The organism is Streptomyces sp. NPDC101152 (assembly GCF_044768275.1).
In the GTDB taxonomy this organism is placed as follows: Bacteria; Actinomycetota; Actinomycetes; order Streptomycetales; family Streptomycetaceae; genus Streptomyces.
In genome coordinates this window covers 25042-39684 of the sequence record NZ_JBIWPO010000020.1, presented here as the reverse complement: position 1 = coordinate 39684, position 14643 = coordinate 25042, and the positions used below count along the sequence as shown (strand labels likewise).

Annotated in this window: 10 protein-coding genes; 2 read left to right on the top strand and 8 right to left on the bottom strand. The window is 71.7% G+C overall.

What is annotated here, in order from left to right; translation table 11 throughout:
* The first annotated feature begins 21 nt into the window (after positions 1–21).
* Entirely contained in the window at positions 22–1443 is a 1422-nt protein-coding gene (locus ACIRVK_RS24705; protein ID WP_404250510.1) for a xylan 1,4-beta-xylosidase, read from the top strand.
* 24 nt (positions 1444–1467) lie between these two features.
* Here the strand turns inward: ACIRVK_RS24705 and ACIRVK_RS24700 are convergent, their stop codons facing one another.
* The 5 genes from ACIRVK_RS24700 to ACIRVK_RS24680 all read right to left on the bottom strand — a co-directional run bounded on the left by ACIRVK_RS24700 (position 1468) and on the right by ACIRVK_RS24680 (position 8756).
* A complete protein-coding gene (locus ACIRVK_RS24700) occupies positions 1468–5295 on the bottom strand; it encodes a lipopolysaccharide biosynthesis protein (protein ID WP_404250508.1) in 3828 nt (1275 codons plus the stop codon).
* Entirely contained in the window at positions 5288–6088 is an 801-nt protein-coding gene (locus tag ACIRVK_RS24695) for a polysaccharide deacetylase family protein (protein WP_404250506.1), read from the bottom strand. Before ACIRVK_RS24695 ends, ACIRVK_RS24700 begins: the two co-directional genes overlap by 8 nt.
* The gene (locus tag ACIRVK_RS24690) at positions 6081–7070 is read right to left on the bottom strand and encodes a glycosyltransferase family 2 protein (RefSeq protein WP_404250504.1); all 990 of its coding nucleotides are present in this window, start codon (positions 7068–7070) and stop codon (positions 6081–6083) included. Before ACIRVK_RS24690 ends, ACIRVK_RS24695 begins: the two co-directional genes overlap by 8 nt.
* Positions 7067–7888, bottom strand: coding sequence for a glycosyltransferase family 2 protein (locus tag ACIRVK_RS24685; RefSeq protein WP_404250502.1), 822 nt, complete (start codon positions 7886–7888; stop codon positions 7067–7069). The genes ACIRVK_RS24690 and ACIRVK_RS24685 overlap by 4 nt, the downstream gene beginning before the upstream one ends.
* 343 nt (positions 7889–8231) lie before the next feature.
* Complete coding sequence (locus ACIRVK_RS24680; RefSeq protein WP_404250500.1) at positions 8232–8756, bottom strand: hypothetical protein; 525 nt, start codon at positions 8754–8756, stop codon at positions 8232–8234.
* Positions 8757–8863: 107 nt separating this feature from the next.
* Between ACIRVK_RS24680 and ACIRVK_RS24675 the strand changes: the two genes are divergently transcribed.
* Positions 8864–9670 (top strand): SGNH/GDSL hydrolase family protein, encoded by an 807-nt coding sequence (locus ACIRVK_RS24675; RefSeq protein WP_404250498.1) that lies wholly within the window; start codon positions 8864–8866, stop codon positions 9668–9670.
* Positions 9671–9688: 18 nt separating this feature from the next.
* Here the strand turns inward: ACIRVK_RS24675 and ACIRVK_RS24670 are convergent, their stop codons facing one another.
* The 3 genes from ACIRVK_RS24670 to ACIRVK_RS24660 are packed head-to-tail and all read right to left on the bottom strand — an operon-like array spanning position 9689 to position 14534.
* Positions 9689–11296 (bottom strand): protein kinase, encoded by a 1608-nt coding sequence (locus ACIRVK_RS24670; RefSeq protein WP_404250496.1) that lies wholly within the window; start codon positions 11294–11296, stop codon positions 9689–9691.
* Positions 11297–11340: 44 nt separating this feature from the next.
* Positions 11341–12975: a sulfite exporter TauE/SafE family protein gene (locus ACIRVK_RS24665; protein ID WP_404250494.1), complete on the bottom strand. Its 1635-nt coding sequence runs from the start codon at positions 12973–12975 to the stop codon at positions 11341–11343.
* Positions 12972–14534 carry a tetratricopeptide repeat protein gene (locus tag ACIRVK_RS24660; RefSeq protein ID WP_404250492.1) on the bottom strand — a complete coding sequence of 521 codons (1563 nt, stop codon included), beginning with the start codon at positions 14532–14534 and terminating at the stop codon, positions 12972–12974. The genes ACIRVK_RS24665 and ACIRVK_RS24660 overlap by 4 nt, the downstream gene beginning before the upstream one ends.
* Between the last annotated feature and the right edge of the window lie 109 nt (positions 14535–14643).

The window sequence follows — 14643 nt, the reverse complement described above, 5'->3', positions numbered from 1 at the left end:
ACACCGGTACCGTTGCCCTCGATGGGACGTCATGGGTGGACTTCGGGGGCTCGGCGGTGGCGGCTCACCGCGCTGCTCGGCGTGGGCGTGGCCGCACTCGCCCTGATCGTGACCCTGCTCCACACGCTTCCGGACGGCGGCGCGAGCACCAGGGGCACCTCGAAGAACGGCGACGCCGTGCACGGCACCCCCATCACCCCGCCCGACCAGGACAAGCCCGAGGTCGGCTGGGGCTTCACACACACCCAGTACAGCGCCGACGAGGGCAGCTCCACCGCGACCGGCCGGGTGGAGAAGCTGATCCAGGACGCCGGCGGCATGCCGCAGGACCAGGCCGTCATGGGCTGGGGCGCGGACAACCCCGAGCCGGTGCAGGGGCGTTACGACTTCGGCGCGATGGACCGCCGTATCGACTTCATCCGCAGGTCCGGCGGCACCCCCGTCGTCACGTTGTGCTGCGCACCGGACTGGATGAAGGGCGGCAAGGCCGGCGTCGACAACACCGACTGGAGCCAGTCCGCGCTGGAGACCGCCCCGCAGCCGCAGCACTTCGCCGACTTCGCGGCGCTCGCCGCGACCGTCGCCAAGCGCTACCCGGACGTACGGCACTTCGTCGTCTGGAACGAGTTCAAGGGCTTCTGGAACAACGCCAAGGGCCGCTGGGACTACGAGGGGTACACCCAGCTCTACAACCTCGTCTACCAGGCCCTGAAGAAGGTCGACAAGGACATCATGGTCGGCGGCCCGTACCTGGTGATGGACAGCGTCGACCCCCGCGCGAGCGAGGCCTCGGCGACCTTCAAGGGCCCCTGGGGCGCCATGGACCAGCGGGTCCTCGACGCGTTCGACTACTGGAACAAGCACAAGGCGGGCGCCGACTTCGTCGTCGTCGACGGCTCCAGCTACACCAACGACGACGAGATGAAGCCGGACGAGTTCGGGGCCACCGACAAACTCACCGCGGTGGGGCGGTGGGTGCGGCAGCAGACGGGTGACCTGCCGCTGTGGTGGGCCGAGTACTACGTCGAGCCCGCCGACGGCAACGACGACCGCAAGGGCTGGTCCGAGAACCGCCGGGTCGCCGTCCAGGCCGCCGGGATGATCGCGATGGTCAAGGGCGGAGCCTCCTCCGGCTTCTACTGGAACCCGGAGGACGAGAAGGGCGACACCTGCGCGGGCTGTCTGTGGACGCCCACGGACGGTTCGGGCGGCGGGCAGAAGCTGCCCATGTTCGACCTGGTCTCCCGGTTCAACCAGGAGTTCCGCCCCGGCACCAGGTACGCGACCGTGTCCGTCGCGGCGGACGACGTGCCCAACGTGCGGGTGCTGGCCAGCGACAAGACGGTCCTGGTGGTCAACACCCTGAACCGCTCGATCAGCGCCCAGGTCGACGGCAAGCGGGTCGAGATGCAGGCGTACGAGGTGAAGTGGCTGAAGCGGTAGGCCGCTTCACCCCGCACGCGGATCTCACTTCAGGCTCAGGAACCGCTGTACCAACGCGGCCAGCAGCACCGCCAGCAGGGGCAGCGAGAACCAGAAACTGCTCTGCAGCAGCCGCAGTTGCCGCACGCTCGGCCGCATCGCGACCCGTACCACCTCGCGCGCCGTCAGCATCACGATCAGTGCGAGAGCGGCCAGGGCGCCGACGACCGACCACGGCGTCCAGGTGATCCGCGGCCCGATCGGCCCCGGCTTCGGCTGGGCCACCTTGCCCTCGGGCTGCTTCTTGAGGGCGTACATGGTGGCGTCCGCGTTGACGAACACCTTCGTCAACTCGGGCCGCTGGTCCAGGTTCTGGATCAGCCGGGGTCCCCAGGTGGCCGAGTAGCCCACGTCCATCTGGAGGTAGGTCACCTGACCCGCGTTGATCATCAGGTACGAGTTCGGGCCCGCGTCCTTGAGTGCCTTGACCAGACTGGAGACCAGGACCGGGTCGGCCGGCGCGAGCGTCGGCACGTAGTCGACCCGCTCCATGTCCTTCGCGCCCCACGGTATCGCCGGGGTCACGTCGTTGACGGTGTCGTTGCTCAGCCACAGCAGCCGGACCGTCGGCTTGTCGTGGGCGTACACGTAGTCCATGGCCGCGACCTCGCCGGGCCGCACCCGCTCGAACGGCTCGTTGCCCCAACGGGCCACCAGGAAGCCGCCCATGAGCAGCAGGCCCGCCAGCAGCGCGGCCAGCGGAGCCAGGCTCACCCGGTCCTTGTCCCGCTCCTCGGCGGTGACGCCGGTGCGCGGGAACAGGGCGAGACCGGCGAGCAGGGCCGCGCCGGGCAGGGCGAACATGAAGACGCGCAGCGCCATCTCGCCGCCGTACGACTGCATGCCGAAGCCGAGGAACGGGACGAAGGTGAGGACCAGCAGCGACCGCTCGCGGTACTTGTGGTCGCGTCGCCGCCACCAGCCCCAGCAGGCGAACAGCATGGTGGAGCCGGCCAGCAGCACGCGCGCGTACAGGACGAGCTTGTGGGTCGAACTGCCGCCCTGGATACGGCCGGAGACGGAGGTGGAGACATTGCTGGTGACGCCTCCGACACCGCCGAACAGCTCGTTGAAGTGGCCGGACCAGTACGGCTCGGCCATCCAGCCGATCCACACCACGACCACCACGCCGAACAGGACGGGCAGGCCGCGCAGTTCGCAGCGGCCGACCAGGACGAGCGCCGCGAGCACGCCCAGCATCATGAACGGGGTGAGCTGGTGGGCCGGCACACTCGCCATGAACAGGCCGACCAGCACGGCCAGCAGGACGGCCTTCTGGCGCCGGCCGGCCGGTTCGACCTCCGCCTCGCCGGGCCGCCGCCTGGTCCAGATCACGTGGGGTTCGCGGAACCAGACCAGCAGGATCGCCACGAACGCCAGATAGAGCAGGTAGGTGAAGCCCTGCGGGGAGAAGTAGTCCTGGCCGACCCAGCCGCACAGGACGAAGATCCAGATGCCGGTCCACTTGGCGCGCCAGCTCGCCCGCAGGGAGCGGACCAGGAGGAACATCGGTGCCAGGTAGAGGAGTTGGATGGTCAGCGGCCACCAGCGGATCAGGTCGGTGAGGTCGGTGACCCCGCAGGCCTTGGTGACGTACGCGGCCACCGCGAAGAACCCCGGCCAGCTCCAGCGCGCGTCCAGGTCGGGCACGGCCGAGCCGGTCCGGTCGATGTAGTCGAGGAAGCCCAGGTGCTGCCAGGCCGTCGGGAAGCGCGGCTCGGTCTCGATCACCGCGGGCAGCGCGTGCAGGGACACCACGGTCGCGAGCAGGGTGACCAGCAGCAGCGCCTTGTGCTCGCGGCCCAGCCACAGCAGCGAGGCGAACACGGCGACCAGCAGCGCGGCCCCGATGAGCGTCGGCAGCGGCAGGACGGAGATCAGGCCGAGCCCGCCCATCCGGTTCAGGTCGGCCTCGCCGAGCCGCAGCGCGGGCACCCAGTACAGCAGCAGCGCGGCCGTCAGCAGACAACCCAGGACCACCCCGAGCCGGGTGGGCCGCAGCCGTTCGCGCCAGGACAGGGAAGGCGGCTCGGGCTCGCGTACCTCTTCCTCCCGCACGGGTTCCGCCGCGGGCGGTCCCTCCTGGGCGAGCGATGCCTCCGGCTTCCGCAGGGGGTTCTTGCCGAACCCCGCCGCGAAGGGCGCGTCGACCTCCAGCTCGGCCGGCCCCAACGAGGCCTCCGAGCCGGGCTCCCGCTCCTCCACCGGCAGTCCGACCTGCGGCTGCTTCGCCCAGGTCGGCCGGTGGTCCGGCCGTACGGCGGGCGTGCCGGTGGGCGGGGTGCCCGGTCCCGGGCGCACGTCGGGGCGACGCTCCTGGTGGTCGAAGTCGACGTGGATGCCGAGCGCGAGGGTGTCGGTGTCCAGCGCCCAGGTCGGACCGCGCCGGCGCGGCTTCTCCGCGGCGGCGACCTCGCGCGCCCCCAGGTCGGCGAGGTCCCCGTCGGGCGCCGCGTGCTCGGGCAGCTCGTCCGGCGCGGCCCTGAGGGTGCGGTACAGCTTGGGCGCGGTGATCGTGACGATCACCGCGAGCGAGGAGATCTCGGCGACACCGGCGCCGGTCAGTCCCATCCGGGGGAGCAGCACCAGCGTCAGACCGAGCACCAGCACGCACAACAGGCCCTGCAGCCAGGCGAGTCCGGCGGTGCGGCTCTGGGCGCGCAGCACCGCGAAGTACGTCTCCATGACGACCCTGAGCAGCGCGCCGACCGCGAACCAGCGCAGCAGCGGGGTCGCCGCGTCCGCGTAGCCCGAGCCGAAGACGCCGAGGATGTACGGCGCCCCGAGGAACAGCAGCCCACAGATCGGCAGCATGATCCGGGCCATCCGCCTGAGCGCGGCCCGGGTGTTGGAGGCGAGCCGGGCCGGGTCGTGCGAGCCCTCCACGGTCAGCGAGGCGCCCATGTTGATGGCGAGCAGGTTGACCGTGCCGCCGATCGTGGTGGTGATGTAGAAGTACGCGTTGTCCTCGGAGCTGACCTGCGAGGCGATGATCACCGGCACCAGGTAGACGACGGCCAGCGAGAACAGCGAGCCCGTGTAGTCGCCCGCGAGGAACCGGCCGATCTCCTTGACCGTCGGCGGCTTCGCGTGGTCCTCGGTGGCCTTGACGTGCCGGGGAACCAGCCTGCGGAACACCAGGATGCCGAGCGGCACCACGGAGGTGGCGATCGCGAGGACCCAGGAGAGGAAGACGCCGGTCGTCGGCATGGCGGCGGCGAGCCCGACCAGCAGCGCCAGTTTCACCGCCGAGAAGACGGTGTTGCCGACCGGCACCCAGGGCGCGCTGCGCAGCCCGGTCAGCACGCCGTCCTGCAGCGTGAGCAGGTTCCAGGCGGCGACGGCCATGATGAAGCCGAGCCCCTTGATCGGCCCGTGCAGGAAGTGGTACGACGGCCCCCACGTGCTGAGGGTCAGCAGGAAGATCCCCGCCGCGAGCGACACGACGACACAACTCGCCGCGTACGTACGGAAGATGAGCCGTCCCGTGCTGCGCCCCGCGACCGGGATGAAGCGGGCCAGGGCGCCCGTCAGGGTCACCGCGGTCAGGCCCGCCAGGAGCTTCATGGCGGCGATCGCGGCCGAGCCCTGGCCCACGGCGGAGTCGGAGTAGTAGCGGGCGGCGATCAGCCAGTAACCCAGCCCCAGCACCGCGGAGATACCGGTGTTGAGCATCAGGGCGTAGGCGTTGCGGAACAGCGGGCTGCCGCCCGGGGACCGGCCGAGGCCGGGCAGCCGAAGACGGCGCCCCGGCTGCTCGGGCGCCCCGGCCGCGGCCTGTGCCTCGGTGGTCGTGGTCGTCGTGTCAGACACGGGAACGGATGGCCTTCCGGCGGACCTGGCGTGCTCTGCGGACCATGGCGTACCCCTTGGTGAGGGCACGGTCCCTGGCGAAGGTGCGGGTGATCGAACGGCCCTGGAGCAGCCGCTCGAACTCCTCGATCCCGGTGCTGCGGCGCACGGTGACCCGCCGCAGCGCGTACGGGCCCTGACGGCGGCGCGCGAGGCCGTTGCCGACGGCCAGCGCCTGGGCGTACCCGGTCTCCCGGACGGCCTCGCGCACGCGTCGGCTGGAGTAGCCGTAGGGGTAGGCGAAGGAGGCCGGGACGGTGCCCAGTTCGTCGGAGACGACCTCCTTGCTGTGGATCAGCTCGTACCGCAGCCTGTCGTCCTCGAGCTGGTCGAGCTGTGGGTGGGTGTGGCTGTGGCCGCCGATCTCCACGCCGGTGGCGGCCAGTTCGCGCACCTGGTCCCAGTCGAGCATGGTGTCGAGGCCGCCCCCGGTGTCGTGTGCGCCCTTGATCCAGCCCGTGGAGACGAAGAGCGTGGCGGCGAAGCCGTGCTTGGCGAGCACGGGCAGGGCGTGCCGGTGCACGCCCTCGTAGCCGTCGTCGAAGGTGATCAGGACCGGGCGCGGCGGCAGCGGGCCCCCCGAGCGCCAACTCGCCGCCAGTTCGGCCGTGCTGACGGGTGTCAGGCCGAGGTCGCCGATCATCGCCATCTGCTCGGTGAACGCCTCCGGCGCGACGGACAGCTCGCGGGTGGCGTCGTTCGGCGCGGTCGCGACCGCGTGGTACATCAGGATCGGCACCGGCGTTTCAGTCATCGGATCCCCCCTCGATCTCGACCACCGAGAACGTGGCCCCGCCCCGGCGGGCCCGCACGCTCCCCACCACGTACCCGCCGGCCGCCGTCAGCACCCCCGCGACGATCGCCCCGGCCCGCCCCGCACCGCCCGGCCGGGCCAGCACCGCGTCCAGCAGTCCACGCGCCACCCCGGCGGGCAACACCCGTGTGGTGTAACGGCGTTCGGACTCCAGGCCCTTGTCCGCACCCACGCTGCGTGCCACCAGCGCCTTGGACAGGCCCTCGGCGTAGGCGCGGGTGCGGAAGTACCCGAAGTGCTCGCGCGCCTCGGGCACCCGGTGGTGGATCACCGCCCGGTCGTCGATCAGCAGAACCGCGTCGGGCCTGGCCCGGGTGAGCCGGATGCACAGTTCCGTCTCCTCGCAGCCGAGCGGGCGCTTGTCGCCGTCCCGCCCGATGCCGGTCGCGAAGCCGCCCGCCGCGTCGAACGCCGTACGGCGGAACGAGGCGTTCCCGCCGAGGACGTTGCGCACCCGGACGCGCCCCGGCGGCAGTCCCTTGTACGTGCAGCCGACCACCCAGTCGAACTCCTCGGGGAACCACGCCGGACGGCGTCCCGACGACCAGATCGGCATCGTACGGCCGCCGACCGCCATCACCCGGGGATCGGCGTACCCCTCGGCGAAGCGGCGCAGCCAGTCGCGTTCGGCCACGGCGTCGTCGTCGAGGAAGGCGATCACCTCGCCGCGGGCGGCCGCGATGCCGGTGTTGCGGCCGGCGGACAGGCCGCGCGGGCCGGCGTTGGCGAGCACGCGGACGTCGTCGACCTCCTTGTACTCCTTGCTGAGACGTTCCAGCAGGCTCGGGTTGTGGTCGACGACCAGCAGGGTCTCCAGCGCGGGCCGCGACTGCGCGCGTACCGAGGCGACCGCCGCGAGGATGTCCTCCCAGCGGTCCTCGGTGTAGACGCAGATCACGACGGAGACGTCGAGATCGCTCAAGACACCTCTCCCCGCACGGAGTCGAGCAGGGGCGAGTGGTGTTCCTGCCGGCGCAGCTCACGCCGGTTGGAGCGCTCCTTGAGGATGACCTTCAACACCCGGAACCCGTCGCGCACGGCCCGCAGGTTGCTGGCGCCGTGGATGCGCAGGTACTCGTGGCTGGGGATCTCCTGCACCTTCAGCCCGGCCTTGACCACCCGGATGTTGATCAGCGTCTCGATCTCGAAGCCGGTGCAGTCGAGGGAGATCTTGTCCAGGCAGTGCCGCCAGAACGCGTTGTAGCCGTAGCACAGGTCGGTGTAGCGGGCGCCGAACTTGCGGTTGACGATGGTGCACAGCGCCCAGTTGCCGAGCTTGCGGATGAAGGTCATGTCGTCGGTGCCGCCGCCGTTGGCGAACCGGGAGCCCTTGGCGAAGTCGGCGCCGGAGACCAGGGCGGAGACGTAACTGACGATCTCACCCCCGTCGGCCGAGCCGTCCGCGTCGACCATCACGATGATGTCTCCGGTGCAGGCCTCGAACCCGGTGATCAGGGCGTCCCCCTTGCCCTTGCCCCGCTGTTCGACGACCTTGACGTTCGGCCACAGTCCACGGGCCACTTCGACGGTGTCGTCCGTCGAGTTGCCGTCCACCAGGACCACTTCGTGTATCCAGTCGGGCAACGTCTTGAAGACGTAGGGGAGATTCTCCGCCTCGTTCATCGCGGGAATCACCACGCTCACCGGCGGTGCGATGGCCAGGTGAGAGGAGATCGGCCGGTAGGTGGCGGCGGCTGACGGGCCCTGGCCCGTGGCAGCCGGCCGCAGTACGGAACTCATGAGTCTGGTCCCTCTCGTCCGGTGGACCGCCCGCCCCTGGGCGGCCCGGTTTTGTGTCCGGTTCGAAAGGGGGGTTCACGCCTGAGCATGACGAAATGGATCTCCGTGCACGCCGAAGCGAGCTGGCAAAGCTGGCCGTCTGCCGTCCTGAAGGCAGCCGGTCGCGCGGCACGACTCGGTCACAAGTGCGGTCACCGAGCACGGCACCCCCCTACCGCGCCCCGCTCGGCGGCCATCGCGGTCCTGAGCCCTCCCCTGGAGCCGCTTGATGATGGACCGATGCGGGTGAGATGTACGACGGTATTGATGATTGAACCCTTATGGCAAGGCCTGGAAGCAGGCCTCACCTTTTTGTTGGTTTGACCGTTACACAACTTAGAAGCAGAAGTACGCAACTGATCACGGTCACGGCAATGATCCCGCCGCGCACGGACCAGCGATGGACGGCCAACATGCCCTGAGCCACGAGCATGTTGAGGACGACCGCGCCCGCGAGCGCGGCGAGCGTCCGGCCGAAGGGTTCCAGCCCGCGCAGCGCGACCGCGATGGCCGCCGCCGGCGCCGCGAGCAGGAAGAACAGGGTGAGTGGACCGCGCAGCGGGGAGTGCGAGCCGACCAGCGCGAGCAGCGCGCCGAATCCCCCCACGGCCGTGGCGGCGCCCGCGAGCAGCGGCGCCAGGTCCCTCCCCGGACCCGGACGTGCCCGCTCGGTGTCGCTGTTGCCCGACGGTCTCTTGATGCGGATGGTCTGCATTGGCGACTTTGCCCCCCAGCGCGCCGGATGCCGGACTTCAATGTCGCGCAGCGGAACGGAGGGCGTCAAGACACGGGATGAGCCACACACCTGTTCCCACGGCGTTTCAAACATGCCTCTGGGTAGCGGAGTCGGCGGAACGGTCTTGACATGAACACTTCCGATCAACACGCGTAGTTGGTACGACGGATACGGCAGAGATCCTGCTAAAGGGAGGTTCCATGAGACGTTCCCGAATTGCCGTCTTCGTGAGCTCGATCCTCCTCGCCGCCGGCACGGCCCTCACCGGGGCCACGGCGGCGCAGGCGTCCCCCCAGGCCGCTGCCACGGGCTATGTGGCCCTCGGCGACTCCTACTCCTCGGGAGTCGGCGCCGGCAGCTACATCGGCTCCAGCGGCTCCTGCGACCGCAGCACCAAGGCGTACCCCTACCTCTGGGCAGCGGCCCACTCACCCTCCACCTTCGACTTCACCGCCTGCTCGGGCGCCCGGACGAGTGATGTTCTGGCGAACCAGCTGGGCCCGCTCAGCGCCGCCACCGGTCTCGTCTCCATCACCGTCGGAGGCAACGACGCCGGCTTCTCCGACGTCATGACCACCTGCGTCCTGCAGTCCGACAGCGCCTGCGTCTCCCGCATCAACACCGCGAAGGCGTACGTCGACTCGACGCTGCCCGGCCAGCTCGACAAGGTCTACTCAGCGATCAGCGCCAAGGCCCCGAACGCCCGGGTGGTCGTCCTCGGCTACCCCCGCTTCTACAGGCTCGGCACCACCTGCGTCGGCCTCTCCGGTACCAAGCGGAAGGCGATCAACGACGCGGCGGACTACCTGGACACCGCCGTCGAAAAGGTCGCGGCCAACCACGGCTTCGACTTCGGCGACGTCCGCACCACCTTCACCGGCCACGAGATCTGCTCCGGCAGCTCCTGGCTGCACAGCCTCAACCTGCTGGACATCAGCGAGTCGTACCACCCGACGGCGGCAGGCCATTCGGGTGGTTATCTGCCCGTCCTGACCGGCGCCGTCTGAGCCGCTGACGCCGCGCGCCTAGGAGGACGGTGACGCGGACGAACTGGCGGAGGCCCCGCCCGACGGGGTCTCCGTCACGCATGTCACCGAGAACGGCACCGAGTTCGAGGTGGTCCGCTCAGGCGACCGCACCTCGACACCGATCGCGTTGCGGAAGGTCCCGGTGCTGTCGTACGTCGTCACGAACGCCCTGTCCTGCTTGGTCCGCCCGCCGCCGTCCGGGAACGACAGGGTCTTCCACCCCCGGTCCATCACCTTCCCGTCCTGCGACACCCACCGGTAGGTGACCTCCGCCGGCAACCGGCCCACCGTGAAGGTGGCGGTGAAGACCGGCGCGTCGGACCGCGCGGGCGGACAGGCCCCCGAGTAGTCGGTGTTGGCGCCGGTCACCGAGACCGTCACGGACTGCGGCGCCGACGTACGGCTGCTGCTCGCGCTCGGTGTCGGACTGCTCGGCACACCGCCGCCCGGCCGGGTGTGGGACGCGGTCGGCGAAGTGACGCCCGCGGAACGGGTGTTGTCGGTCTGGTCGCCACCGCCCCCGCCGCTGTGCCGGTTCAGCAGCGCGTACGTCAGCCCGCCCAGCGCCAGCGCGAGGACCAGCACGCCGATCCCCAGGACCAGACCGGCCCGGCGAGGGCGTTCCGGTGGCGCCGAGGCCGCCGTGGTGCCGGGCGACGGCGAGGGCCGGGTGCGTGCCGTCGGGTACGGCATCGGCGGGGTCGGCGACTGCGGCTGGGGGAAGGCGGCGACGGTCGGCGCGTACGGCGACGCCTGCGCCCCGTCGGCCCGGGGCGTGCCCCCGGCCGCGACGAGCCGCAGGTCCTGCTCGGCCCGGTCGGCCGGCAGCCGCTCGGCCGGGTCCTTGCGCAGCAGCCCCTCGATCACCGGGGCGAGCGGACCGGCCCGGCGCGGCGCCGGCAGCTCCTCGTCGACGATCGCGCGCAGGGTGTTGAGCGGAGTGGCCTGACGGAACGGGGAGTTGCCCTCCACCGCCGCGTACAGCAGCACGCCGAGCGACCACAGGTCCGACTCCGGCCCCGGCGTGCGGCCCAGCGCCCGCTCCGGCGCCAGGAACTCGGGCGAGCCGATCACCTCGCCGGTCATGGTCAGCGCCGAGCTGCCCTCGACCTGCGCGATGCCGAAGTCGGTGAGCACCACCCGGTCGTCGTTCGACAGCAGCACGTTGGCCGGCTTCACGTCCCGGTGCAGCACCCCGGCCGCGTGCGCCGCCCGCAGCGCGGACAGCACCTCGGCCCCGATGTGCGCGGCCCGCCGCGGCTCCAACGGCCCCTCGGCGTCGAGTAGTTCGGCCAGCGAGATACCCCGGACCAGCTCCATCACGATCCACGGCCGGCCGTCCTGCGTGGCCACGTCGTACACCGTGACGACATTGCGGTTGGCGACCCGGGCGGCCGCCCACGCCTCGCGCTCCAGCCGGGCGTACAGCCGCTCCACGTCCCCGGCCGGCAGCCCGGCGGGGGCGCGTACCTCCTTGACGGCGACCTCGCGGTGCAGCACCTCGTCGCGGGCCCGCCACACCGTCCCCATGCCACCCTCGCCGAGGGGGGACAGGAGACGATAGCGGCCCGCGATCACACGTTCACTGCCGGGTTCTTCGGACACCGACGCCCCCCACGGCATCTCACCTGGTTCCTCCACAAAGTAGCTCATCCGAGCGCGGATGCCGCCCCCTTGAGGACCAGTCCGGCCCCCAGGGCCACGACGACCAGGGCGGACGCCAGCGGAGCGGTCCTGCGCACCAGGGCCGCCATGGGGTGCGTGGTCCAGCGGGGGCGCCTGTCCAGCACCCGGTTCATTCCCGTACCCAGCTTCACCACGGCGAACCCGGCCGCGGTGAGAGTCAGTGCCAGCCCGATCCCGTAGGCGACGACGAGCAGCAGTCCGAACCAGGCCTGTCCGAGCGCGGCCGCACCCACCAGGACGACGACCGCGGAGGGGCTGGGCACCATGCCACCGGCGAACCCGAGGAGGATCGTGCCGCGGACGGTCGGGGCGGTGGCGTGGGTGTGGGTGGAGCCGCCGTGGGTGTGTTCGAGGGCGTGGGGGTGGTCGTGATCGTGGTGATGGTGGTGTCCGTGGTCGTGCTCGTGCCCGTGTCCGTGCCCGTGCCCGTGTCCGTGGTCGTGCTCGTGTCCGTGGTCGTGGTGGTGCTCCGTCGCCGGTGCCGTGCCGGGGGCGCCGACCAGGGCCAACTCGGGTTCCGGTCGTACCGGTTGGTGGGAGTGGGTGTGGGGGTGATGCTCGTGGCCCCGGGCGCGCCAGGCCCGGCGTACCAGGCTCGCCCCGGCGAGGAGCACCAGGACGCCGCTCGCGAGGCCCAGCCAGGCGATGACCGACGGGGTCGCCGCCGAGCCCGCCGTGACCAGCAGGCCGAGGGCCACGACGCCGAGGGTGTGGGTGACCGTCACCGAGGCGGCCAGGGGCAGGACGTCCCGGAGGCGGGCCTTGCCGCCGCGGGCCGCCGCCGTGGCGGCCATGAGGGTCTTGCCGTGGCCCGGGGCGAGCGCGTGCATCGCGCCCAGCACGATCGCGATGAGCAGGGCGAGCGCGGCGAAGCCGACGGTGAGGTGGTTGCGGGCGACCAGGTTGTTCAGGTCCTGCGTCCAGCGGTCGGCGCCGCGGGGGAGTATGGCGGCGCCGGGGGCCTCCGTCTGTTTCTCGACCAGCGCGGGGCCGCCGGGGCGCACCTGCAGGCTCGCGGACGAGGTGTCGGCGGGGGAGGAGAGCAACGCCTTGGGGTAGCTGGTGAGTTCGTGGGAGAGGGAGGTCTTCGGTACGTCCGTCGTGGTGAGCGTCATCCGGTCGCCGCGCGCGGTGATCTCGCGCCAGCCGGGTCCCGTGGTCGCCCCCGCGCTGTGGAAGCCGAGCCTGACGGTCTCGCCCTTCGGCAGCGCCGTCGTCAGCCGGCACTCCACCCGCAGGGTGTTCAGGCCGGCCTGGCCCGGCCGCAGACGCGCCGTGCTGCTGTCGACACTGAGCGCGGCGGCACGGCCGTCGACGGTGACCTTGCTGCCCTCCGCCGCCTTCGCGCACCGCTCCTTCGCCCACTCGGGCATGCCGAGCCGCCGGATGTCCGGCTTGGCCTGGGTCGCCGGGATCTCGGCGAGGTCCTCGACGTGGTCCACGCGCAGCGTGCCCGGGGCGGCGACGAGACCGTCGTACCGGTTGACCGTGAAGTTGCCGAGGGGATGCGCGCTCGCGCTGGTGGAAGGAGCCAGCGCGAGCGCGCAGGCCGCCGTGAGGACGGCGGCGCCGGAGGCGAACAGACGACGACAGCTCACTTGGCCGCCTCCAGGTCCTTGAGCGCCTTACGGGCCTTGCCGGCGCCCAGCGGCGAGAAGCCCGGGTTCAGCTTCAACGCCGCCTGCAGCCAGGTGCGGGCGTCCTGCGGGTGGCCGGTGGCGCGTTCGATCATGCCGCGGTGGTAGAGGAACGAGGCGTTGCGGTAGCCGGTCGCCGTGGCCTGCCTGGCGTACGGCAGGGCTTCGGCGTCCCGGCCGTTGACGTGCAGGGCCCAGGCGAGGGCGTCCGCGGTGTGCACGGTGTGCCGGCGGGCCCACTCGGCGCGGGCGGCGCGCAGGGCGGCGGCCCGGTCCCCGTGGTCGGCGGCGGCGAGGGCGGTGTCGAGGTCGGCGTTGACGCCGTTCGCACGGGCGAGGGCGATCCAGGCGTCGACGAGGGTGTACTGGTCCTGGGCCTTCGCCTCGTCGCCCGCGGCGGCGCGGTCCTGGTACATCTCGCCGAGTTCGACGAGGGGCTGGGGCAGCGGGTAGCGGGCGACGAGTTGTTCCATGCCCTTGATCGCGGCCGCCTTGTCGCCGCCGGCCCACTGCGCCCGGGCCCTGCCTTCCAGTGCCGGGAGGTAGTTCTCGTCGGCGGTGAGGGCCCGGGCGTAGTCGGTGAGCGCGGTCTTGTAGTCGCCCTGGTTCCAGGCGAGTTGGCCGAGCTGGGCGGCGACGTAGGAGATGTCGCCGGGGGAGGTGGAGGTGGCCAGGGCCTGGTCCAGGACCCGTCGTGCCGTGGTCACGTCGCCGCGCAGTTCGTGGACGTACGCGTACCGGGTGAAGACCGGGACGCCGGGGCGGCGGGAGTCGGCGGTGTCGGCGGCCTGCGACGCGTCGGCGTAGCGGCCGAGTTCGACGAGGGCGTCGATACGGGAGGACAGGGCGTTCTGGCTGTAGGGGTTCTCCTTGAGGACCTGGTCCGCGTACGCCAGGGCGTCCTTGAAGTCGTGGCGGGCAGCGGCGAGGGCCGCCTGGCCGGTGATGGCCTGCTCGTTGCCGGGCCTCACCTGGAGGGAGCGCTTCAGGGCCTTGTCGGCCTGCGGATAGCGCGAGGGGTCGCCCTTGGTGCGGGCCTGCTCGACATAGGCGAGCCCGAGGGACGCCCAGCTTCCGTAGTCCCTCGGCTGAGCCCGCAGCTGGGCCTGCAGTGCGGCGATGCTCGCGTCGATGTTGCCGCTGGAGAGCAGCGCCGGGGAGAGGGCCGCGGGGGCGGCGGCCACCGCCGTGCCGACGGTACGGTCCCGGATCGCCCCGTAGGCGATCGAACCGGCGGTCAGCGCGACGGCCAACAGCACGGCGGTGCCCCCGAGTTGGAACACCCGCCCCCGTCGCCCGGCGGCGGCCACCCGCCGGACCGCGGCAACCCGCTCGTCGTCGGCGTCGGCCTCCCCGGCCGAGGCGCCCGTGAGCGAGGAGTCCGCGTCGGTCTCCGTGGCCGAGGGCTCCGTCTCGTCCCGGTGTTCCTCCAGCGGCGGCGTGACCTCGGCTGCGGGGGGCATGACCGGGGCGGGGCCGTTCTCCCGGTCCGGGTCGGTGTCGTTCGTGCGCGGGGCCATGCCCTCTCCTCGGTCGACGTGCGGTGAACGGATGGTGTGGGGCGGCGTGGCCCGCACCGTGGGGGACGTGTGTGCGGGCCACGCCGGTCGGTGGAAGGCCGAGGACCGG